The following is a 24,506-nucleotide window of genomic DNA, read 5'->3' as shown; positions in this document are numbered from 1 at the left end:
AAGGCGACCCCCTATGGAAAGTCAATTGGAAGCAAATTCTACAGCTAAGGTTCAAAAATCAGGAACCAACAGATCTATTATAATTATAGGTGCCTTATTCTTTATCTTCGGATTTGTTACGTGGCTAAATTCGGTATTGATTCCTTATTTAAAAATTGCCTGTGAGCTAAATAACTTTGAGTCTTATTTAGTAACCTTCGCTTTTTATATTTCTTATTTAGTAATGGCATTGCCCTCTGCCTGGGTATTAAAAGTAACCGGTTTTAAAAAAGGGATGTCTTTAGGCTTATTAGTAATGGCCATTGGGGCGTTGATATTTGTGCCAGCCGCCTTTACCCGAACTTACGAGTTTTTTCTTATAGGTTTATTTGTGCAAGGAACAGGATTAGCAATTCTACAAACTGCTTCCAATCCGTACATTACCATTTTAGGCCCTATAGAAAGTGCTGCTAAAAGAATTAGCATCATGGGAATTTGTAACAAGATTGCTGGAGCGTTAGCTCCTATTGTTCTTGGTGCAATTGCCCTTAAGAATGTAGACAGTCTGGTAGAAAACCTTAAAGTGATGAGCGAAAACGATAAAGTCGCAGCGCTAAATGCACTTTCCGAAAGAGTGATAGTGCCATATTTAATTATGATGGCTGTGTTAGTGATATTAGCTGTACTTATTTATTTTTCATCCCTTCCGGAAGTGGATACCGATTCAGAAGACGAAGAAGTAGCAAAATCTAACATACATAAAAAGAGCATTTTTCAGTTCCCTCATTTATTATTGGGTGTATTAGCCTTGTTCTTATATGTAGGGGTAGAAGTTATTGCAGGAGATACTGTAATTAGCTATGGTGCTTCTCAGGGAATATCTTTTGCAACTGCAAAATTCTTTACTACTTATACTTTAATAGCCATGATAGTAGGTTATGTAGTTGGAATTTTTACCATCCCAAAATATATATCACAAGAAAAAGCCTTGAGCATCTCGGCAATAGTGGGGATAGTTTTAGGGTTAGGAGCAATTTTTACAGAAGGTTTTGTGTCGGTATTATTCATTTCCCTTTTAGGTCTCGCAAATGCGCTGGTTTGGCCGGCAATATGGCCACTTTCTATAGCAGGATTGGGAAAATTTACAAAAACAGGATCATCTCTATTAATAATGGCAATTGCAGGAGGAGCTATTTTACCACCGGTATATGGGTATCTGGCAGATATGTTTAACCCGCAGCAAGCTTATTGGATTATTATACCTGTATATGCTTATATGCTGTTTTTTGCTGCTAAGGGTCATAAAATAAAATCTAAATAATAAGTATAGGAACTGTGAAACACACGTTTTATAACATAGTGATCTTAAGTTTTCTCACCTTGGTGGGCTGTTCCGGGTATAAACGCGCAACATCTGGTGCCAAGCAAACCGATACATCAATTAATATAATTCCGAAGCCTGCTAATTTGAATGTAACCGGAGGAATGTATAAGCTTCCAAGAAAAAACAGCATTTGTTATAATTCTGAAGCTGCTTCTTCAGCACCTTGGTTACAACAGATTTTAGAGGCTGCGCAACTGCATTCAGAAATTAAGAATGTAACCGGTTGTGGTAATTGGAATTTATCGGTCGATAAAGAGTTAATGTCTCAACTAGGGGAAGAAGGTTATATTCTGGATATTACTTCAAAAGGCGTTAATATTAAGAGTGCAGGCACCGCCGGTCTTTTTTACGGAATTCAATCTATAAGACAATTGTTGCCTTCAGAAATTGAAAGTGAGCAACTAATCTCGGGAAGGATCGCTCTACCACAACTTCATATTGAAGATGCTCCTAAATATTCATGGAGAGGAAGTATGATAGATGTGGCGAGAAGTTTCTTTGGAAAAGAATATATACTGAAGCACATAGATAGAATGGCTTTATATAAATTGAATAGATTACACCTCCACCTTACCGATGATCAAGGCTGGAGAATTGAACTTAAATCAAAACCAAGGTTAAGTGAAATAGGAGGGAAGAGCTCGGTAGTAAATGCGCAATCCGGTTTTATAACTCAGCAAGAATATATAGAGATCCAGGAATATGCCTTGGCCAGAAATATTGTTGTCATTCCTGAGATTGATATGCCAGGACATATTTATACGGCCCTTGTAGCCTACCCTGAATTGAATTGTGAAGATCTTACCAACATAAATACCGAAGTTGCCACTCCTCCGCAACTATATTCAAAATATAAAGTGGGTTGGAGCAAACTTTGTCTTGATAAGCCTGAAGTATATGAATTTGTTTCAGAAATTCTTGGCGAACTAGCTACACTCACTAAAGGCCCCTGGCTACACATTGGCGGCGATGAAATTAAGGATCCATTATATGAGGAGTTTATTAAAAAAGCTGAAGCTATTGTAAATCAAAATGGAAAAATTGCCATTGGTTGGGAAGAAGCTACCAAAGCAGATATCTCAAATTCATTTATCGGGCAACGATGGAATGGCAAAACAACTTCAAAAACAAGCATTAAAGTAATTGAATCTATTTGTTCCAGTTTTTATTTTGATCATGGAAATGTAACTGGGCAGCCAAATACCAATAACTGGTGTAAAAAAACTGGAGTCTCTCTAGAGGAGGTCTATTCTTTCATTTCTGAAGATACAAATGTCCTTGGTTTTGAAGCTCCGGTGTGGACAGAACTGGTAACTACAGAGGCTATGCTGGATAATAGGTTTTGGCCTAGAACTATTGCCGTAGCCGAAATTTCTTGGTCAGATACTAAGCGAGATTTTCTGGAATTTACAAAAAGATTGAAAACTCATGAAGCAAGATTGAAAGCAATGGGCATAAATTATTTTGCCAGCCCCGAACTTGAATGGAAAGAAAATGATGAGATTTCCTCTAAATAAGAGTGTTTAAAAAGGTTTTAAACCTTTAAATAATATTGATTTAATATAAAATGTCTAAAAAAGTCACAGAACAAAGTTCTCTATATACTGATCTTGAAAAGATGAGCACCCAGGAGTTGTTGTCTAACATGAACAACGAAGACAAAAAGGTGCCGGAAGCTATCAGTAAGGTTATTCCAAATATTGAAGAACTGGTTGATGTAATAGTTTCAAAAATTAAGTTTCATAATGGTAGGTTGTTTTATATAGGTGCAGGAACCAGTGGAAGGTTGGGTGTTTTGGATGCTTCAGAATGCCCGCCGACCTTTGGTGTTACAGATGATGTGGTTATTGGTGTTATTGCCGGAGGAGATGTTGCCCTAAGAAAGGCCGTGGAAAATGCCGAAGATGACACACTACAAGCATGGGAAGATTTGAAGAAATTCGACATCAATTCTAATGATGTGGTAATTGGTATTGCGGCATCGGGAACTACTCCCTATGCAATTGGAGGAGTTAAAAAAGCCAGAGAAATGGGTCTTGCAACAGGATGTATAACCAACAACCCTGATTCGCCATTAGCTCAGGCAGTAGAACACCCTATAGAAGTAGTAGTAGGTCCTGAGTTTGTTACTGGAAGTACCAGGATGAAATCTGGGACTGCTCAAAAATTAGTTCTAAACATGATCTCAACAGCTGTAATGATAAAGCTAGGAAGAGTGAAGGGAAATAAAATGGTAGACATGCAACTTTCAAATATAAAGCTGGTAGAACGGGGTGTAAAGATGATCATGGATGAGTTGAACGTAGATCAAAAACTAGCTTCAAAATTATTAGAAGAACATAAAAGCGTGCGAACTGTATTATTAAAATATAAAGATTAACTAACTAAAACCACAATTAAAGCCAATGTTTAAAAGAAGTCTGATAAGGTTTATGGAATTTAAATTTGAATTTTTTGAAGGAATAAAATAGCGTAACTGCCCATCAATAATAAGAATTTTAGATTTCGCTTTTCAAGACTGTTACTGAATCAGGATTTTAAATCAATTTAAATTATGAAAAAAAGACTACTCTTAATTTTACTCTGCTTTTTGGGGATGCAAGCATTTGCACAAGAGCGGATGGTGACTGGAAAGGTCATAGATAAGGAAGGGATACCGGTTGCCGGGGTTTCTGTGTATATCAAAAACACCAATAAAGGTACTGTGACCGACATGGATGGTAAATTTGCTCTGAATGCACCAGACAATAGCGAGGCAATATTAGTGATTTCCTCTTTAGGGTTCGATACTCAGGAACTCACCTTAGGTACCAAGAACACTTTTAATGTAACTCTGGTAGAGAATTTAGAGGGATTAGATGAAGTGGTAGTAACTGCACTTGGTATTAAAAGAGAGAAAAAAGCACTTGGATATTCTGTTACAGAGGTAAAAGGTGCTGCTATTGCAGAAACACAACGTGAAAACTTTGTGAATGGATTAGCGGGTAGAGTTGCGGGAGTAGAAGTGAATAGTACTTCTGGACTTCCTGGAGCATCTTCTTCTATAGTAATTAGAGGGATAAGTTCATTAAGCGGTAGTAACCAACCTTTATTTGTTGTAGATGGTTTGCCAATTAGCAACAGCACAACTTCAACTTCAATATTCGCATCTTCTGTAAGTGGTACTTCTTTCGAAAATAGAGGAGTAGATTTCACAAACAGAGCAGCAGATATTAACCCAGAGGATATTGAGTCTGTAACTATTTTAAAAGGGCCGGAAGCAGCAGCATTATATGGTATTGAAGCAGCATCTGGAGCAGTGGTTATAACAACTAAAAGAGGAAAAGCGGGTAAAGCCCGTATAGATTATAGCAATAGCTTTAGAGTAGATAGAATTGTTGAATATCCAGATATTCAACAAACCTATGATAGAGGAGCAAATGGCTATACCAACGAAGGAAATGAGGAATTGTATTATTTTGGAGAGCCTTATGCTGAAGGAACCCAGTTTTACGATAACGTAAAGAATTTCTTTCAAGATGCATATACTCAAAAGCATAATATCTCATTTTCTGGAGGTAGTGAAAAGAGCCAGTATAGAATTTCTGCATCTCACACAGATGCTGAAGGGTTTGTTCCAACAACAGGATTGGAAAAGTTGAATCTCTCTTCTGCAATAACAGCAGAGTTTAACGACTTTCTTTCGGCTGATGTAACTTTCGATTATACCCGTTCAGATAATGATCAGACCTTCAGAGGTTCTGGAGGACCATTGCTACACCTATTGCTTTGGCCTTCTACTGATGATGCCAGTAATTATTTGACTCCTGGGGGGACGAGAAGAGATTATGCAGACTATTCGAATGCTGTAGAAAATCCTTTCTTTAATGTAAATAAGAATATCTTCAACTCTTTAACTGATAGATATAAACTGAATACACAACTTACAGCTTCTCCATTAAAATGGTTGAAATTTGTAGGACAAGTGGGTGTAGATTATTTCACAACTAAAAATACTATTGTAAGACACCCTGAATCTAACACTGGAAAAGATTACGGTGGAATATTTGATCAGGCATTGGTAACTACAAGAAACCTTACGTTTCAGTACTATACCCAGATCACTCCTCCAAAACTTTTTAATGATAAGATTACAACAGATATAAAAATTGGTAGTGCTGTTTACGATTACAACACTTTTAGTGCAGCCGCTGGGGGGCAAGACTTTCAAGCACCAGATCTATGGTCAATCAATAACACCGACTTAGCTACACATAGAGCTTTCAACAATTTAACCGAACGTCGTCTGGTTGGAGCTTTCGCTAGTTTAAATGCTAGTTATGATAATATGCTTTACCTTACTTTAACAGGTAGAAATGACTGGAGTTCTACCTTGCCTAAAAAGAATAATTCTTTCTTTTATCCATCTGCAGGTCTAAGCTTTATCTTCACAGAATTAGAAGCTCTTAAAGGAATTAAAGATGTATTATCTTATGGAAAGTTAAGAGCCTCTGTAGCACAAGTTGGAAAAGATGCAAGACCATACAGCATTCGCCCGTTCTATACCAATTCACTTACTACAGGTGGTGGATTTAGATACGGATTTACCGGACCGAGTTTAGATTTGAAGCCTGAAATGACAACTTCTTATGAGTATGGAATAGAACTTAAGTTATTTAAAAATAGGTTAGGTATAGATGCTACTTATTTTAATAAGAAATCTGTAGATCAAATTGTCCAGAATCTTAGACTTAGCTACGCTACAGGATTTGTTCTTATGACGTTTAACGCCGGTGAAATTCAAAATGAAGGAATAGAACTTCAGTTAAATGCAACTCCTATAGAAACCGATAACTTTTCCTGGGATATTTTGGCTAACTATACAAAGAACTGGAGTGAGCTGGTAAGCCTTCCAGGTGATGTATCAGAATTCTATAATTCCGATACTTGGTTATATGGAAATGTACGTGTAGGATCTAGAGTTGGAGGGTCTCTAACCACTTTTACAGGATACGATTTCGAAAGAAACGAGCAGGGAGAAGTATTGATTAACCCTTCTAACGGGTTACCTATTCTAGATACTAGTGAGTGGATAGTAGTTGGAGATAGAAACCCAGACTTCACAATGGGGCTTACAAACACATTTAGATATAAAGATTTTTCACTTAACTTTTTATTAGATTTCCGTGTAGGTGGCGATGTTTACAATGCTACGGAACACTACTTAACTACAAGAGGTTTAAGTAAGAGAACTTTAGATAGAGAAACTCCTAGAATTGTAACCGGGGTTTTAAAAGACGGAAACGAAAACACAGGAACTCCAACAGATAACAATATCCCAATTGACCTGTATCGTAATTCAAGTTACTGGTCTTCAATTTACCCTCATCAAAGTTTCATTGAGAAGGATATTAACTGGGTACGTTTAAGAGATGTTACTTTTAGCTATAACTTCCCGGGAAGCGTTTTAGAGAGAACGAAATTTTTAAGAACCGCTAGCGTATTTGTAACAGGTACTGATCTATTTTTGTTAACAAATTATTCTGGTCTAGACCCAGTAGCAAATGGAAATTCTGCCGCAGTAGGTGGAGCCGGAGGTGCAGGATTAGACTATGGTAACTTCCCTTTGCCTAGAGGATTGAATATTGGAATGAGAGTTGGATTTTAAATATAGAGAGCGATGAAAAAAATAATATATACATGTTTAATGATTGCCGGCACACTTACCTTTTCAGGTTGTGACGATTATCTAGACGTAAACACAAACCCAAATGGTCCGGATGCACTTTTGCAACCCGAATTATTTCTGCCACAAATCCAGTCTGAACTGGCTGTGGCAATACAGTGGGACGGAAGGTTCACCGGGTTTTATACCCAAAACTGGGCATATTCTTCAGGAGAGTCTTATTCTTTGAATTTACATAACAACCCATTGTCAGATTCCTATGCGCAACTATGGCGAGCTGTTTACTGGAGTATGGGTTATAATCTATCTGATATGATAGAAAGTGGTATGATCAATGAAAAGTACGATTTCGTGGGAGTTGGATATATTCTAAGAGCTTACGGATGGCAAATGCTAACAGATTATCATGGACCTGTAATTGTTTCTGAAGCTTTTAATTCAGATCAGCGTGTTTTTAACTATGATGATCAAGCAGCAGTTTATGCTGAAATTCAGAGACTATTAGCTTTAGGTATTGAAAATCTGGAAAGAACTGATGGATTAAGTCCTGAAGATTCCGGATTAAGCCAAGCAGATCTTATCTATAGTGGAGATCGTGATAAGTGGAAGAAATTTGCATATGGATTACTTGCAATAAATGCACACAGATTAACAAATAAGAGTTCTTACAATGCCGATGAGGTTATTGGATACGTTGACATGGCATTGGCAGGAAATCAAGATGATGCTACTATCGGTTTTGAAGGCACAGTAAGTTCTAACACGAATTTCTTCGGACCACGTAGAGGAAACATTGGGCGTTATCGTCAAACAAAATTTATGATAGGTTTACTTGATGGAACAAACCCAGAGCTTACTGATCCAAGCCTGATAGGTGCAGATCCATTAGCAGAAAACAGTGAAGAGCATTTAAAAGATCCAAGAATAACCGCCATGATGGCGCAATCTCCAGATGGTAAATATAGAGGGATCTCTCCCGTTGTTGGAATTAATGAATGGTCCTCAGCAGAAGCAGATCTGGTTCCTAAGAATTTCTGGAACGAAGTAGGATACTCAGGAAGTACACCATCTCCACAGATTTATTTCTTTAATAATGATGCTAGATTCCCTTTGATGACCTATGCTGAATTACAGTTCATAAAATCAGAAGCTGCCTTTATCTCAAATAAAAAGGATGTTGCACTTACAGCTTATCAAGAAGGAGTAAATGCACACATGGATTTTGCTAAGCAATTTGCACCAGATCCTGCTTTGTTTGATGCAAGAAGAGCTTCTTATTTAAGCAGTGAAGAATTATTTCCGGTATCAACCCAGGAGTTAACCTTGTCTAAAATCATGCTGCAAAAATATATAGCAACTTGGGGATGGGGATTCTTCGAAACTTGGTCGGATATGAGAAGATATCACTATGATGTCGATGCAGCAGAGCCTGTTTATAAAGGCTTTGAATTACCAGATCCATTATACATAACCAATAACGAAAAGCCTGCATACCGTGCAAGACCAAGGTATAATTCCGAATATATGTGGAACAAGGAAGCTTTAGAAGTTCTTGGAGCCTTTGAAGAAGATTATCACACTTACGAAACTTGGTTTAGCAAACCAGAATAACTATAAAATTATGAGAAAGACATTCAATAAAATACTAATATTATTTGCAGTAAGTCTACTTTTTAATGCGTGTGAAGAAAATGCTATTCCTGAGCTTACAGAGCCGGTGTCTGAAGAAGCAACTTATGTTAAATTCTTCTTTCATGTAGAAAATGCACCTAGTGTAAACTTCTATTTTGACGATCAAAAAGTAAGTGCAGTAGGTTCATCTAGTGCAGATGAAGTTCAAGGAAATTCTTATGGGTCTGTTTTTCCTTCAAACGCGTATGCATTAATCCCTTCTGGAGATTTCAATGTAAACGCTAGAGATCTTGAAGGAAATGTAATAGCTTCTACGAATGCTTCTTTTGCAGCAGACAAGAATTATTCGGCATATCTCGTAGGTACTACAGATAGCTATGAAGTTTTTGTAATGGAAGATCAACTTCCGCCATCAGACAGAGTAAAAATCTTCTGGAGATTTGTGAATACAATGGCAAATATGCCATTTTCAGTAGATGTTTATGCAATTAAAGCAGCAGTTCCGGAAACTGATGATTCTCCAGCGCAGGCGGTCCAGGTAATCTCGCTTGGTAATGGTCTTGCCTTTAAACAAGGAGGAGATTACACAGAATTGGAACCTGGAAATTATACTTTTAAAGTTTTTGAATCGGGTTCAGATTATGATCCTGAAACATCTACACCATATATTCAAAATACCGTAAATGTAGCCAGTAAGGGAAGAGTTTACTCTACTCAAATTAGGGGAACGTATGCAGAATCTCCAAGCTCAAAGAATATTGATTACTGGAGGGAACGCTAAGCTTTAATTAGGAACCCTTATAAAAAAGAAAGAGACACATTTTGTGGCTCTTTCTTTTTTACCATTATTATTAGATTGTTGAAGCGAAAGTTACACTTCTTGATACTTTAACACTAAATACATAGTGCTAAAATGCATATTTAAAGCTGTAAATGCATGTGTTTATGTAAATTTAAAGAGAGTAAAACTGTAAACCATTTAAAACTTACTCAACTTTAAATTTTTGCTTTTATGAATGTCACTGAATTAAGATTTTAAAATCAATTTAAATTATGGAAAAACGATTAAGAAAGCTACTTTTAATTGTGGTGTGCCTCTTTTCTTTACAAATGTGGGCACAAGAGCGAGAAGTATCTGGTGAAGTAATTGATGAAGACAGAATTCCGTTGCCGGGAGTTTCTGTTTTTGTTAAGAACACAAACACTGGTACTGTGACGGATTTTGACGGGAAATTCACTTTCAGTATTCCCGATGATAGTGGAACGACCTTAGTATTTTCTTCTTTAGGTTTCACTACCCAGGAAATTATTATTGGGGATAGAAAAACTTTTAATATTACCATGAAAACAGATACCGAAGGTCTAGATGAGGTAGTTGTAACTGCACTGGGTATTAAGAGAGAGAAAAAAGCTTTAGGATATGCCGTGCAGGCGGTTAATTCCGATAAACTTATGGAAGGTAATAAAACTAACTTGGTAAGTGGACTTCAAGGAAAGGTTTCGGGAGTTACAATTGCTAACTCTGGGGGTGCTCCCGGTTCTTCGGCAGTAATAATGATTAGAGGTGGGTCTTCCATTACAGGAAATAACCAACCTTTATTTGTAGTGGATGGTATTCCTATTGATAACTCTACCAGTTCAAGTTTAGAGGTGGCAAGTACTAACAGAGCTTCTGATATTAATCCAGAAGATATAGAAAGTATATCTGTTCTTAAAGGTCCCGCTGCTGCAGCCTTATATGGAATTCAGGCTGCAGAAGGTGCAGTTATTATTACTACTAAAAAAGGAAAAGCTGGTGTAAGCACTATATCTTATTCAGGTTCCTTATCACTTGATGAAGTATTGGGAACACCAAGCATTCAAAACAAATTTGGTCAAGGTAAGCAGTTAGAACCAGAACCGGGAGTTATTACATACGATCCCGATTCACAATTTTCATGGGGAGAACAATTAAGTTCCGGAACACAAACCTTCGATCATTTTAAGGATTTTTACACTACAGCTGTAACCCAAAATCATAATCTGAGCTATTCAGCAGGATCAGAAAAAAGTCAGATTTATGCTTCCGTTGGTGATATTTCTCAGGAGGGAGTAGTAGATGGAACCAGTTACGATAAAACTTCCTTTAAGATAAACTCTACTTCCAAGTTTTCAGATGCTTTAACCGTAGGAGCTTCGGCGAATTATATTGTTACTGAAACCAATAGTACTAAACAGGGAAATGCTGCAGGAAGTAGTTACAGTAGTTTGTTATCTTACCCTGTTAATGTGGATATTCACGATTACTTGAATGAAGACGGTTCTCAAAAGATGATCTATCAAGATCAAATGTTTGACAACCCTTACTGGAGTTTAGCCAATAGTCCAAATACAGATAAAGTTCATAGACTTATTGGTATAGCGAGTGCCAGTTATGATTTCTTAGATTACTTTAATATCTCCTATAAATTAGGTACCGATTATTATACGCAATTTGCCAAAAGAATTACAGGAGATGGTTCTTTAATAGAGAATCGTCAAGATGGTTATATAAGTCAATTTGAAAGAGAGCACAGGAAAACCACATCAAATTTTCTTCTGAGTTTTGATAAAGATATCAATGAAGATTTCAATGTGAGTGCGTTAGTTGGTAATACTGTTGAAGATTTAAGAATTCATACAGTTTATAATTACGGAAGAGGTTTTCAAGCTCCGGGAATTTATAGTATCGGGAATGTACTACAGGTAAATCAGTCAATATCAGAGTTGCTTACGCGGAAAAGAACGGTAGGAGTTTTTGGTGAGCTTAAACTATCTTGGAAAAATGCTCTGTTCTTAAATGCAACCGGTAGAAATGACTGGTCTTCAACTTTACCTGAAAATAAGAGATCGTTTTTCTATCCTTCTATAGGGGGATCGGCTATCATAACCGACCTTTTCAAAAATGCCGGTAATGATATTACATCATCTAAAGGATTAACTTATTTAAAGTTTAGAACTACATGGGCTAAGGTTGGTAAAGATGCTCCAATTGGTGCTTTAGAAAGTTCTTTAGGTACTAACATTAACGGACTGGCAAGTTCAGCTTATACCTATAATGGGGTAGATGTTGGTAATCCAAATCTTGAACCTGAATTTACAGATAGTTATGAATTTGGTATAGATTCTAGATTCTTTGAAAGTAGAGTAGGTCTTGATTTTAGTGTATACTATAGCGAATCGGATAATCAAATTTTAAGAGATATTAGAGTTCCACCATCTGCGGGAACATTTTATGCAACTTTAAACGGAGGATCAATTATTAATAAAGGTATTGAGGCGCTCCTTACAGTTAAAGTTTTACCGAAATCGTCCAGTTTACAATGGAATATGGATTATAACTTTGGGTTGAACCGAAGTGAGGTACAGGATCTTCCAGGACAGTTAAATGAGGTATACTTGTCAGATTCCTGGACCTTTAACAATACTGCCGCAGGGGCAGCTATACTCGATGGATCTTTATTCGGGTTAAGAGGGTACCGCCCAAAAAGGAATGACAATGGAGATATCGTTGTGAATTCTAGCGGTTTGCCAAGTCTAGAAGCTGCAATTTTTGATGATGTAAATAGATTGCCAGACTGGACATTAGGCATCACAAACTCGTTGAGTTACCAGAACTTCAATCTTTCTTTCTTATTTGATATTGTGCAAGGTAATGAAGTATACAATGCAACAGAATCTGCACTTGCATATTATGGCTTAAGCAGCAATACACTTGATAGAGGAGAAACTATTGTGATAGATGGGGTTGATGCTGAAGGTAATCCAAATACCATACAAATTGCAAAAGATCAGGAATACTATCAGAATTACTATTCCGAAAATGCAGAGAATTTCATTGAAGATGGGTCATTTATGAGATTAAGATATATAACCCTTACATACAATCTTCCTTCTACTTTAATGGAAAAGCTTTCAATTAAGTCGGCGCAACTATATGCCACTGGTAGAAACTTATTTACAATTACAGATTATAGTGGAGTAGACCCTGAAGTAAATACCTATGGTGCAGGGATTGCCGGAGCAGGATCTGTTGGAATTGATAATTTAGGAACTCCTAACACTAAAGGATTTGATTTAGGATTAAAATTTAAATTTTAAGAGACATGAAGTTATATAAATATTTATTTGCAATAAGCATCATTGCCTTTACAACATCGTGTAGTGAAGATTATTTTGATGTAAACGGATCGGTAACCGCACCAACTACAACCTCATTAGCACCCCAATATCGTATTCAGGGTGCAATAGAAAATACGGTTGCTACGGCACAATATAGAGGAGCGAGAGAAGTACTGGGAGTGGTTCAATACGGTTCGCAGAATACAGCAGCGTATTATTCTGAATCTTGGAACACGTTCTTAACTACGGGGAGTTATTTCTTATGGCAAAATGCCTATGTATACGCATTACCAAATACAGCCGATTTAATTTATCTGGGAAAACAGTATAATGCTCCTAACTATGAAGCTGTAGGTAAAATTTTAAGAGCCTATATCCTTGGAATGACCACCGATCAATATGGAGATATTGTTTTAGATGAAACATACGACAGTGAATCATCTTTAAATATTACTCCTAAATTCCAAACACAGCAAGAGGTTTATAGCCGCATAATTCAGTTGCTTGATGAAGCTATCGTACAGCTAGATGAGGCCAGCCCAATTGGACTTAACGATGAAGGTGGAGATGTGTTATATGGCGGAGATCATGAGAAGTGGAAAAAATTTGCGTATTCTATAAAAGCCAGATACTTGAACCATTTAAATAAAAAATCCTCAGGGGAGTTAGCATACAATCCTCAAGCAATTATAGAAGCTGCGGAAAAAGGGATTAGTTCTAACGATTTAAATGCATTGATACAGTATGGTGGCGGTGAAATGGAAAATGATAATCAGCCTTTTAGTGAGAGTGGATATGGTTCTTCAAGATTCGATTATTTTTCAGATTTCTTCGTGGAGCTATTGAAGAATTCCTTGGATTTGGAAACTCCGTATGAAGACCCACGTTTAACGATCATAGTTCCTGAAGCTGTAAATGGAGGATACCATGGAGTAGTAACAGGCCGCGGTTTGAACGGAGAATCTGGAGACGATTTTTCGCTTGGTAATGGAGGTTTTTACACCCAACCTAATTCTTCTACTTATATGATGACCTTCAGCGAAGTGAAGTTTATTGAAGCTGAAGCCAAATTTAGAAGTGGAGATAAGTCTGGAGCTTATGCCGATTATAAAATTGGAATTCGTGCAGATATGGAAAAACTAGGGGTAGGCTCTGACGAGATCAATGCTTATATTCAGAAAATTGATGCCACAATCGGAGAATCGAATTTTGGCCTATCAGAAATAATGATTCAAAAATATATAGCTAATGTTTTAAATCCTGAAACTTGGGTAGATATGAGAAGAATGGATTATAGTTCTGATATCTATCCCGGATTAAAACGCCCGGAAAATGTGAATCTTAGTATTTTTCCTAATGACAATGATTGGATTCAGGCAATGATGTATGAATATAATGAAGAGGACAGAAACTATGAAAATATGCCGAATAACGATCCATACATTCGATTAACTACACCACTTTGGTGGAATGTAGCCGATTAATTGAATAAAAACAGTTTAAGGGATATCTAAAAATAAGCATTAGAAATATCATATTAAGATTTTGTGTATAAAGCATTTAAATGCAATGATCTAAGATAGTTCTAATGAGGTTTAGATATCCTTTTTTATAAGCTTTATCCATACATATATGTCGCTAAAAATAAAATCTATTTTGGTGTTAATGCTATGTGCTTTAACATTCAACTCTTGTAAAACAGCTAAACCATCCGTTGAGGAAAAACCTGTTTCTCCTAAAGAAGTAGAAGTTGAGGTAGAATCCCCAAAAGAAGAAGAGAAACCAGTTCCAGAGGAAAAAGAATTTAAGGAAAACGCCCCTCTTAAAATTGAAGAATTTCGTGCGGCATGGGTAGCTACGGTTGCTAATATTAACTGGCCCAGCAAATCGGGATTACCAGTTGCCGAGCAACAAAAAGAAGCGATCAAGCTTTTAGACTATTTGGAAGCTCATAATTTCAATGCGGTTATCTTCCAGGTTCGACCACAAGCAGATGCGCTTTACAATAGCGATTTGGAGCCATGGTCACATTTTCTAACAGGAAAGCAGGGTACAGCCCCTAATCCGTTATACGACCCTTTAGAATTCTGGACAGAAGCAGCTCATAAGCGTGGACTGGAATTGCATGTATGGTTAAATCCGTATCGTGCGTATCATACTACTGGGGGAGAAATTAGCGAACAATCAATTATTAAAACCCATCCTGAGCTTGCATTTAAATTGAAAAATGGAATGTGGTGGCTGGATCCTTCTCAAAAAGGAACTCAAGATCATACTTCCGAAGTAGTAATGGATATTGTGAAGCGATATGATATCGACGGAGTTCATTTCGATGATTATTTCTACCCATATGCTTCTTATAATAATAATGAAGATTTTCCTGACGCTAAAAGCTATTCAGCATATACTTCTAAAGGAGGAAAGCTTTCTAAAGGCGATTGGCGTAGAGAAAGCGTGAATACTTTCATTGAGCGTATCTATAAAGAGATAAAAGCTGAAAAACCATTTGTGAAATTTGGTTTAAGTCCATTTGGAATATGGCGCCCGGGGTATCCAGAGTCTATTTCAGGGATGGATCAATACAGTGAGTTGTATGCCGATGCTAAACTCTGGCTTAACAAGGGCTGGGTAGATTATTTTACTCCGCAACTTTATTGGAAGATCAATCAGCTCAATCAGAGTTTCCCGGTATTATTGGGATGGTGGGAGAGCGAGAATACCAAGAATCGTCATTTATGGCCGGGAATTAATGTAGGTCTTGGCGGAGACGATCAAAATACCGATGAAACACTTAATCAAATTATGATAACCCGAGGTATGTTACCCGAGAGTAAAGGTACTATCCACTGGAGTATAGGCCCTCTTGTTAATAACCCTAATTTATCGAAAGCACTTTTAGAGGGGCCGTATAAAAAGAAAGCCCTAGTACCCGCAAGTCCTTGGTTAAGTAAAGAACAACCCACACCGCCTGTTGTTGGGTCTTCAGTTTTTGGAGAACGACTTAGAATTGCATGGACTCATGTAAATACCGATGAAATCTCAAAATGGGTATTATACTTTAAATATGCCGATGGCGCTTGGGATTACAAAATACTGAATGCTTCTCAAATGTCTTTAGAACTGCAATATGTAGTTGGAGAGAAAAAGAAAAAGTTAAGTAAAATTGGCGTTACAGCTGTAGACCGAAATGGTGTGCAAAGTGAATTCAAAGAAATTATTTTAAAATAAACAATAGCTACTATGAGCCCCATTTTAGTATTTAGTGTCATTGCCGGATATTTCCTTCTCTTGATGGGGATTAGCCATTTCACCTCTAAAACTTCCGATAATACTACCTTTTTTACAGCCAACCGGCAGTCGCCATGGTTCCTGGTGGCATATGGTATGGTGGGAGCTTCACTTTCCGGAGTAACTTTTATCTCGGTTCCTGGAGAAGTTGGAAACACGGCATGGACCTATCTGCAATTTGTAATGGGGAATATGGTGGGTTACGCCATTATAGCTTTAGTGCTCATTCCCCTTTTTTATAAGCTGAAGTTGGTTTCTATTTATGAATACCTAAAAGATAGATTTGGGCAGAATTCCTATTATGCTGGTGCTTCATTTTTCCTAATCTCCCAAACCATAGGGGCTTCTTTTAGGCTTTTTCTTGCGGCAGTGGTGTTGCAGATCGCTTTTTTTGATGCCTTCGGAATCCCTTTCTACGTGACTGTTCTTACAACCATATTTCTTATCTGGTTATACACTTTTAGAGGAGGAATTAAAACAATTGTGTGGACAGATACTTTACAGACCACTTTTTTACTCTTAGCCGTAATTATAAGTATTGGGGTTATTATAAATCACATGGATCTAAAAACTTCTGAAGTCTTTAGCGTGATTTCTGAAAGTAAGATGTCTAAGATCTTTGATTGGGACTGGCGCTCTAACCGAAACTTTTTTAAGACATTTCTCGCAGGGGTGTTTATAACTATCGCCATGAATGGGCTTGATCAAAATGTAATGCAGAAGAATCTAACCTGTAAAAATCAGAAAGATGCCCAAAAGAATATCTTTTGGTTTTCCATCACTTTTTTCTTTTCAACCTTATTGTTCCTGGCTTTAGGAGTGTTATTGTATAAATATGCTTTAGATCAAAATATTCCTATTCCCGAACGCAGTGACGATCTTTATCCTTTTCTGGCTTTAAATCAATTTGGAATATTTGCAGGAATTGTATTCTTATTAGGGATTATAGCCGCGGCCTTCTCCAGTGCCGATTCTGCTCTTACAGCGCTTACAACTTCTTTTTGTGTAGATATTCTTGATATTCAGAAGAAAGAGAAAAACCAGAAAAATATTCGCCTTTGGGTGCACATTGGGTTTACGCTAATCATGTTTTTGGTTATCGTTATCTTCAATGCTATAAACGATTCTAGCGTGGTAAGTGCAGTTTTTAAGGTAGCAGGATTCACCTACGGACCTCTATTAGGAGTTTTCGCATTCGGATTAATGACTAAAAGAACAGTAAAAGATAAATGGGTTCCTGTAGTGTGCATAATTGCTCCTATACTTTCAGTTATTCTAGATCAGAATTCTGTTACCTGGTTCTATGGTTATAAATTCGGATTTGAAATTTTACTTGTAAATGCGGCCATTACCTTTTTTGGGCTTTGGACTCTTTATATACGTAAACCGGGTTTTCTTTAAAATGAAATAGTATGAAGTCTACATTTCCATCTTTTCAAATATTGCTGTTGCTGCTTTTACACTTCTGTAATTTTACGCAGGCACAGGAAAATGAAGTTTATATTAGACTCAATCAGGTGGGATATCTTTCAGCCGATACAAAGGTAGCAATAGCTTTTTCTGAAACGCCAATAAAAGACAAATTCAGAGTATATTCAGTTGCCTCCCATAAACCCGTATTCAAGGGAAATATTCACCCTGTGAAGATGAAGGGATGGGGGAATTTTAAGTATTATTATGAGTTAGATTTTTCAGATTTGGAGATAAAAGGGAGCTATTATCTGAAAATTGAAAAACAAGATGCAATTTCTTCCAACTTCGGAATAGGAGAAGCGTATTCCTATAAAAATTATCACGAAGACCTCATCGGGTTTATGAGGCAGCAGCGCTGTGGATACAATCCCTTTCTGGATATGGTATGTCACCAGCGGGATGGGAGAAGCATGTATGGACCAATGCCCGATTCTACTTATATAGATGTTAGTGGCGGGTGGCATGATGCCGGCGATCAGCTCAAATACCTCATCACTTCCAGCAATGCAACCGCCAGAATGCTGAAGGCCTATGAACTGGCTCCTGAAAAATTTGTTGATAAGGTAGATGCTTTGGGACATTTAAAACCCAACGGTATTCCCGATGTTTTGGATGAAGCTAAATGGGGATTAGATTGGATACACAAAATGCATAGTGGTAAGAATGAATTATTTCATCAGGTGGCCGATGACAGAGACCATTTGGGTATGAAATGGCCTGATAAAGATTCATCAGATTACGGATGGGGACCAAATTCTTATAGAGTAGCTTATTTCGCTACAGGAAAGCCTCAGGGCTTGAGAGAATTCAAAAGTAAAGCTACAGGAATAGCAAATCTTGCCGGAAGATCGGCAGCAGCTATGGCAATTGCCGCCAGAATTTGGAAACATGATCTGAATGATCCGGTTTTTGCACAAAAATGTGCCCTTGCCGCAAACGAGCTTTATAAAATGGGAAAAGAGCAGGAAGGTTTCCAACAGGGAAATTCTTACGGGGCTCCTTATAGATATAATGAAGATACCTGGGCAGATGATATGGAATGGGGGGCAGCTGAATTATATGCAAATACTAAAGATCCTAACTACCTTAATGATGCCATCGCCTATGCAAAAATGGCTAATTCAGTTTCCTGGATGGGAAAGTCAACAGCCGAGCATTATCGTTATTACCCGTTTTTTAATATTGGGCATTATGTGCTGTATCCTTTTGTGAACGAGGATCTGAAAAAGGAACTTGCAGGATATTATAGAAAAGGAATTGATGAATGTCTGGCCATGGGAAGTCAAAATCCTTTCAAGGTTGGAGTGCCGTTTATCTGGTGTTCCAATAATCTCTCTGTGAATTTGATCACTCAAATCTTATTGCTAGAGGAAATGACGGGAACAAATGAGTATCATGATTTTATGCTGGCACAAAGAGACTGGCTTTTAGGCAGAAATCCGTGGGGAACTTCAATGTTTACCAATATCCCTAGAAATGGCGAGTATCCTCAAGATGTACATACCAGTGTGTGGTTCTTAACCCGAGAGGAAGTGCCTGGTGGATTGGTAGATGGACCGGTATATGCTTCGGTCTATAACGATCTTAAAGGGATCAATTTAAAGGAGGCTGATGAATTTGCTCAATTTCAAAATGATTATGTGGTGTATCACGATGATTTTGGAGATTACTCTACCAACGAACCTACGATGGATGGAACAGCAGATGCTATTTTTATGATGGCATATTTTGCACAAAATGAAGCGAAGAAATGATTTCAAATAACAATAAAATGAAGTTAGAGACCTTTACTTTTAACCTGGAATTAAAGAACACCTTTACCATAAGTTATGGTTCTCGGGATTTTCAGCCTACTCTTATCGTGGCATTAACTCAGGGAGATTTTACAGGCTATGGCGAAGCTGCTGCCACTTCCTATTATGGAGTTACTGTTGAAAATATGATCGCTGCCTTGAAAAAGGTGGAACCACTTGTTCAGAAGAATATAGATAGCACACCCGAAGAGCTTTGGGAACTTACGTCTCCACATTTAAAGGAAAACCCATTTGCACAGTGTGCCTTAGATATTGCCATGCACGATCTTCATGGTAAAAGGAACGGGTTGCCGCTCTATAAGATGTGGGGACTCACTCTGGATAAGATTCCTCTTACAAATTACACCATAGGCATTGATACGGTGGAGAAGATGATTCAGAAGATAAGCGAATTTCCTTGGCCTTTGTATAAGATCAAATTAGGCACTAATGAAGATGTAAAAATTGTAAAAGAGCTTAGAAAACATACCAATGCAGTATTTAGAGTAGACGCAAATGCCGCCTGGACTGCAGAGCAAGCGATAGAAAATGCCAATCAGCTTAAAGATTTAAATGTAGAATTCATTGAGCAACCTTTAGCGGTAAATGATATTGAAGGAATGAAACTCTTGTATAAGAATTCCGTATTACCTTTGATTGCAGATGAGAGTTGTATTGTGGAGAGTGATGTTAAAAAGTGTGCAGCCTATTACCATGGTGTAAATATTAAATTAACCAAATGCGGCGGACTAACACCCGGCAAAAGGATGGTAGAAGAAGCTAGAAGATTAGGTTTAAAAGTGATGGTAGGCTGTATGACAGAATCTACCGTGGGAGTCTCAGCAATAGCGCAACTTTTACCTCTTTTAGATTATGTAGATATGGACGGCCCGCTACTATTAAAATCGGATATTGCTGATGGCGTGAAAATCTACGATGAAAAAGTTCATTTCCCTGATAGAAATGGAACGGGAGCTCAATTATATAAAGAACATTCAATTTAAAATAGTAGGAATATGGTCAAAAAACTGAATTACTTAGCACTTCTTACGCTCTTGATCTTTACTTCATGTAAAGAAGAAGGGGCGCAGAAAGAAGAACAGGAAAATGAGGCTACAGAGGTGATCTCTGAAGTTAAAGATGAATATGCTCCAGATAAAAGAGTCGCTCTTTTTGATGTAGAAGCGATTGCGCATGATGAGGTTTACACGCTTAAAGGAGAATCTAATATTCCGGAAGCTGTAAATGCCTTGAAGGAAAAATTAGAGTCTAAAAGCATTAAGTTCACAGATAGCATTCAATTATTACCTGCAGGCTTAGAAGGCAAGAATCAAGGGGTTATCAAGATCTCTGTGGCTAACTTACGTGGTAACCCAACACATTCGGCTGAGCTGGTGACTCAAGCAACCTTGGGTACTCCAGTAAATGTTTTGAAGAAGCAGGATGGTTGGTTTTTAATACAAACTCCAGACGGGTACATTGCCTGGGTGGATTATGGTGGAATTCAGAATTTTTCTGAAGAAGAATTTGCTGAATGGAAATCGGCAGAAAAACTGATCTATCTTAATCCTTTTGGTGGTTCTTATGAAAGCACTTCAAAAGATGCTCAGTTGGTTTCAGATCTTGTTGCCGGGGACATTTTAGAGCTTGTAAGCGACCAGATTGGATTTTACGAGGTGAAATACCCTGACGGTAAAAAAGCTTATGTAGCGAAGGCTGATGCTTTTCCATATAAGAAATGGGTAGCTTCTTTAAAGGAATCTGGGGAAGATCTAGTGAAAACTTCTAAACAACTCATGGGACTTCCTTATTTATGGGGTGGAACTTCTCCTAAAGGAGTGGATTGTAGCGGATTTACAAAGACAGTTTACTTCCTTAATGGAATGGTGATTCCCAGAGATGCTTCTCAACAAATTCACACCGGAACCGAAGTAGATTCTACTAAGAATTTCGAAAATCTTGTTGCGGGAGATCTTCTTTTCTTCGGAAGACCGGCTACCGATTCTACTTCAGAAAGAGTGATACACGTTGGGATGTGGATTGGTGATAACAAATTCATCCACTCTATGGGGAATGTACATATAAGTACTATGGACACCACAGCAGCCGATTTTGATGAATATAACTATAATAGATATTTACGTAGTAAGCGAGTTTTAAATACCAATGATAAAGGCTTAATATATCTTGCTAAAAAAGATATTTTTACGAGTCCGGTAGATACTACTAAAATCAAGATGTAATAAGTATTAAGTTTTAAGATTAACAATTAAAAAGCCCTCTTAACTCAAGAGGGCTTTTTTTTAAGGCTTATTCAAAATTTTAGTTACCAGGAAAGCATTACGATTTTACCATCCATAGTTGCAGCCACCAGTTGATGCTCATCCAGAACATTAACGGTGTTTACCATAGAATTATCTATTTTATATGACCAATTGTGGGTTTGGGTGGTAGGATCTATACTGTAAACAACCCCATTTTTAGTGCCGAAATAAAGTGACTTCCCTTTTTCTATCAGCATAGAAGGTACATGTTCATATCCAAAACCAAAATCCTTTCTCCAGGCAAGTTCTGCTTTATTTTTACCGGTTTTAAAAGCAACTATCTCATCGTTCATGGTTTTTCCATAAATAAGGCTATTATCTTCGGAAATACCGATAGATTCTCGCACAGTAGCTTCATTGCTTCTCCATAGCGTTTCTCCGGAAGTAGCATTAATTGCAGAAATATATCTGTCTGGAGCTACAATATAAATCACATCATCAAATGCCACTGGAATTACCATGGCAGGGGAGAACATTCTATTAGCAGAGCCATTCGACCATTTCCAAGCCAAACTCCCATCTTCAAGGTATAAGGCGTAAAGGTTTTTATCCCAAGCTCCAAAAATCACTTTCCCGTTATGGATAAGGGGAGTGCTCACTACAGGTCCATTCAATTCACTAAAATTCCAGATTTCTTTTCCTGTATTGGCATCTAAAGCTCTAAATTTTCCATCACTACCACCTATATAAATAATCCCGTTGTTAATTAATGGGGAACCCAGAACAGATTTTTCGGTCTTAGTCTTCCAAACCAAGCTTCCATCGGTAGAATTTAAACAATAGATATATCCATCACCCGATCCCAGAATTACAGTATTCTTATAGATTGACGGAGATGAGAATATTCCACCTTCTGTTTTATAATTCCATACTTTTTCACTGGTTTTAATTGATAGTGCTTCAATAAGCCCGGTGCTATTTCCGAAAATAACCAAGTCTTTTGTATTGGCAGGAGTAGAGATTACGTTGGCATTAGAGTGATAGCTCCATATTTTTTTAACCTCTGGAAAACTGTCATTTACGGCATAAGTAGGCCGTTCGAAGTCAATATTTTTGGAAAATGTTCTATTGCCTAAGTCTATACTTCTCCAAACAGGCAGTGTTTCCTTTCCAGGAATCCTTTCCTTAAAGCTGGCTATTTTTGGAGTAACTTCTACAATATTATACCCTCCGATTGTGTCTTTCGCTCTTAAATTTGATCGGCTCATAGTAGCCGGAATTCCTTCAAAATCCATGGCCTTATTTCTATGTCCGTGTCCGCAAATTGCAAACTGAGTATTGTATTCTTTTAGTCTGTCTATAACTTCATACCAATTATCCAGACTGTTGTCTAGCGGATAATGGTTTACAAACACTATAGGCTGATCTTTAGGAGTTTGATTAAGCACTTCATCCAACCAAACTACGGCATCTCTTGGAATGTGCCCATCCGACATTCGAACGTAGGGCCCAGAAGCGCATCCAATAAATTTGTAGCCTTTGTGCTCAAACACAAATTTATCGTACCCAAACTCTTTGATAAAACTCACTCCGCCAGACTCCGACCAACCTGTATCGTGATTTCCGGGAACGATGTAATAGGGAGCATCAAGCTTATCTAATAGTTTTTTAGCCTCAGCCAGCTCGATATCGGTACCCATTTCGGTGATATCCCCTGTGAGCACCACAAATTCAATATCATTTTGATTATTAATATCGACCACAGTTCTTTCTAAATCTTCAGCAGCGGTTTCTGTTCCAATATGTGTATCTGATACAAATGCAAATTTAAATTCCTGCGCCAGCGTGACATTTAGAACGAACAGATAAAAAATTGAACTTAAAAAAAACAGTTTTTTCATGATATCTAATTTTTTTAGCTGAGGTTAGATGTGAAGCGATTTATTTCAAATACTTCTTATATAAGTTATTTAAAATCTTAAGGTCACTGTCTGTGAGATTGGCATTAACCTCTGTTTGTATAAAATGAAGTTTGAAGGCTCGTATTGCTGCATCCATATTACTGGTGTCGTATCCAATGATCTTCAAAGCGATCTCCGGGCTAACATCTAGCGGTGAAACTACTTTTTGTTCTTTCACTTCAAAAATACTATCATTTTCTACCGTAGGCTCTTCTAAAATCGGTACTTCTTTAACTATTTCCTTCTCCGTTACAAGGGTATCTTCCACACTTACAAAAGGAATATCATCATACCAAAGTCCGTAGCCCTCTTCAGCAAGTTGCTTCCAAGGGAAATTCCTGTTAGGATCCACTTTTCGAGTAGGAGCAATATCCGAATGTCCAATAAAATTGGCTGCCGGGATATTATATTTTTCCTTTAAAACTTTTAGCAGTTGCATTAAACTCTGTATTTGCGCTTCAGAAAACACTTCCGACCCATTGTTGTCTAATTCTATTCCTATGGAAGAAGAGTTAAGATCGGTATTATTTCCCCATTGTCCGGAACCTCCGTGCCATGCTCTGTAATAATCGTTCAGCATTTGATAGATCTCTCCATTATCTCCAATTACATAATGCGAGCTTACCTGTGTTCGCACCAGAGTAAAGGTTTTCAAGGTTTGGGCTACCGAATCCTGCGCTGTATGATGTATCACAACATAATTTGGCTTTCTTAAATTGAAATTGGTGGTACCAACTTCATATTCACCAAAATTCAAGGTAGCCTCTTTCTCACTATGCTCTATGGGAAATTTACTTAACTGTTTTCCGTATTCCTTAGCTTGCTTTTTATAGACCCTATTGGTTTTAGAATAAGGATTAGATGAACAGGAAGCAATAAGAGCAATAAGCAGTAGTATCGCAACCAGACTTGGTAAATGTTTCATTT

The 24,506-nt window shown here is 37.5% G+C and carries 15 protein-coding genes; 13 read left to right on the top strand and 2 right to left on the bottom strand.

Features of this window, described 5'->3' with window-relative positions; all coding sequences use genetic code 11:
- The first annotated feature begins 13 nt into the window (after positions 1-13).
- From L1I30_RS02960 to L1I30_RS02900, 13 genes are all read left to right on the top strand, one after another.
- Positions 14-1,300 (top strand): sugar MFS transporter, encoded by a 1,287-nt coding sequence (locus L1I30_RS02960; protein ID WP_236132757.1) that lies wholly within the window; start codon positions 14-16, stop codon positions 1,298-1,300.
- A gap of 14 nt (positions 1,301-1,314) precedes the next feature.
- A complete protein-coding gene (locus L1I30_RS02955) occupies positions 1,315-2,880 on the top strand; it encodes a beta-N-acetylhexosaminidase (RefSeq protein WP_236132756.1) in 1,566 nt (521 codons plus the stop codon).
- Positions 2,881-2,930: 50 nt separating this feature from the next.
- On the top strand, positions 2,931-3,743 hold the full coding sequence (gene murQ / locus L1I30_RS02950) for an N-acetylmuramic acid 6-phosphate etherase (protein ID WP_236132755.1): 813 nt from the start codon (positions 2,931-2,933) through the stop codon (positions 3,741-3,743).
- A 174-nt stretch (positions 3,744-3,917) separates the two neighbouring features.
- Positions 3,918-7,010: a SusC/RagA family TonB-linked outer membrane protein gene (locus tag L1I30_RS02945; protein ID WP_236132754.1), complete on the top strand. Its 3,093-nt coding sequence runs from the start codon at positions 3,918-3,920 to the stop codon at positions 7,008-7,010.
- A gap of 12 nt (positions 7,011-7,022) precedes the next feature.
- Positions 7,023-8,639 (top strand): SusD/RagB family nutrient-binding outer membrane lipoprotein, encoded by a 1,617-nt coding sequence (locus L1I30_RS02940; protein WP_236132753.1) that lies wholly within the window; start codon positions 7,023-7,025, stop codon positions 8,637-8,639.
- Between the two features lie 10 nt (positions 8,640-8,649).
- On the top strand, positions 8,650-9,441 hold the full coding sequence (locus L1I30_RS02935) for a DUF4397 domain-containing protein (protein WP_236132752.1): 792 nt from the start codon (positions 8,650-8,652) through the stop codon (positions 9,439-9,441).
- Positions 9,442-9,713: 272 nt separating this feature from the next.
- Complete coding sequence (locus L1I30_RS02930) at positions 9,714-12,779, top strand: SusC/RagA family TonB-linked outer membrane protein (protein ID WP_236132751.1); 3,066 nt, start codon at positions 9,714-9,716, stop codon at positions 12,777-12,779.
- A gap of 5 nt (positions 12,780-12,784) precedes the next feature.
- A complete protein-coding gene (locus L1I30_RS02925; RefSeq protein ID WP_236132750.1) occupies positions 12,785-14,284 on the top strand; it encodes a SusD/RagB family nutrient-binding outer membrane lipoprotein in 1,500 nt (499 codons plus the stop codon).
- Between the two features lie 148 nt (positions 14,285-14,432).
- Entirely contained in the window at positions 14,433-16,028 is a 1,596-nt protein-coding gene (locus L1I30_RS02920; RefSeq protein WP_236132749.1) for a glycoside hydrolase family 10-like protein, read from the top strand.
- Positions 16,029-16,040: 12 nt separating this feature from the next.
- Positions 16,041-17,489, top strand: coding sequence for a sodium:solute symporter (locus L1I30_RS02915; RefSeq protein ID WP_236132748.1), 1,449 nt, complete (start codon positions 16,041-16,043; stop codon positions 17,487-17,489).
- Positions 17,490-17,500: 11 nt separating this feature from the next.
- Positions 17,501-19,315, top strand: coding sequence for a glycoside hydrolase family 9 protein (locus L1I30_RS02910; protein ID WP_236132747.1), 1,815 nt, complete (start codon positions 17,501-17,503; stop codon positions 19,313-19,315).
- A 17-nt stretch (positions 19,316-19,332) separates the two neighbouring features.
- On the top strand, positions 19,333-20,358 hold the full coding sequence (locus tag L1I30_RS02905; protein WP_236132746.1) for a dipeptide epimerase: 1,026 nt from the start codon (positions 19,333-19,335) through the stop codon (positions 20,356-20,358).
- Between the two features lie 12 nt (positions 20,359-20,370).
- Entirely contained in the window at positions 20,371-21,597 is a 1,227-nt protein-coding gene (locus L1I30_RS02900; protein WP_236132745.1) for a C40 family peptidase, read from the top strand.
- A gap of 83 nt (positions 21,598-21,680) precedes the next feature.
- Here L1I30_RS02900 and L1I30_RS02895 read toward each other — a convergent pair whose 3' ends face one another.
- Both L1I30_RS02895 and L1I30_RS02890 read right to left on the bottom strand, forming a co-directional pair.
- Positions 21,681-23,519, bottom strand: a complete 1,839-nt coding sequence (locus L1I30_RS02895; protein ID WP_236132744.1) for an outer membrane protein assembly factor BamB family protein — start codon at positions 23,517-23,519, stop codon at positions 21,681-21,683.
- Between the two features lie 40 nt (positions 23,520-23,559).
- Positions 23,560-24,504, bottom strand: coding sequence for an N-acetylmuramoyl-L-alanine amidase (locus tag L1I30_RS02890; protein ID WP_236132743.1), 945 nt, complete (start codon positions 24,502-24,504; stop codon positions 23,560-23,562).
- Positions 24,505-24,506 lie beyond the last annotated feature (2 nt).

The organism is Gillisia lutea, assembly GCF_021568705.1.
Classification (GTDB): Bacteria; Bacteroidota; Bacteroidia; order Flavobacteriales; family Flavobacteriaceae; genus Gillisia; species Gillisia lutea.
The sequence above is the reverse complement of the archived record's forward strand: the minus strand, read 5'-3'. Positions and strand labels throughout refer to the sequence as shown.

Coding starts and splice junctions, on each gene's coding strand:
- L1I30_RS02900 (WP_236132745.1), top strand. CDS start 20,371: ATGGTCAAAAAACTGAATTACTTAGCACTTCTTACGCTCTTGATCTTT.
- L1I30_RS02915 (WP_236132748.1), top strand. CDS start 16,041: ATGAGCCCCATTTTAGTATTTAGTGTCATTGCCGGATATTTCCTTCTC.
- L1I30_RS02940 (WP_236132753.1), top strand. CDS start 7,023: ATGAAAAAAATAATATATACATGTTTAATGATTGCCGGCACACTTACC.
- L1I30_RS02895 (WP_236132744.1), bottom strand. CDS start 23,519: ATGAAAAAACTGTTTTTTTTAAGTTCAATTTTTTATCTGTTCGTTCTA.
- L1I30_RS02910 (WP_236132747.1), top strand. CDS start 17,501: ATGAAGTCTACATTTCCATCTTTTCAAATATTGCTGTTGCTGCTTTTA.
- L1I30_RS02960 (WP_236132757.1), top strand. CDS start 14: ATGGAAAGTCAATTGGAAGCAAATTCTACAGCTAAGGTTCAAAAATCA.
- L1I30_RS02925 (WP_236132750.1), top strand. CDS start 12,785: ATGAAGTTATATAAATATTTATTTGCAATAAGCATCATTGCCTTTACA.
- murQ (WP_236132755.1), top strand. CDS start 2,931: ATGTCTAAAAAAGTCACAGAACAAAGTTCTCTATATACTGATCTTGAA.
- L1I30_RS02920 (WP_236132749.1), top strand. CDS start 14,433: ATGTCGCTAAAAATAAAATCTATTTTGGTGTTAATGCTATGTGCTTTA.
- L1I30_RS02930 (WP_236132751.1), top strand. CDS start 9,714: ATGGAAAAACGATTAAGAAAGCTACTTTTAATTGTGGTGTGCCTCTTT.
- L1I30_RS02935 (WP_236132752.1), top strand. CDS start 8,650: ATGAGAAAGACATTCAATAAAATACTAATATTATTTGCAGTAAGTCTA.
- L1I30_RS02945 (WP_236132754.1), top strand. CDS start 3,918: ATGAAAAAAAGACTACTCTTAATTTTACTCTGCTTTTTGGGGATGCAA.
- L1I30_RS02905 (WP_236132746.1), top strand. CDS start 19,333: ATGAAGTTAGAGACCTTTACTTTTAACCTGGAATTAAAGAACACCTTT.
- L1I30_RS02890 (WP_236132743.1), bottom strand. CDS start 24,504: ATGAAACATTTACCAAGTCTGGTTGCGATACTACTGCTTATTGCTCTT.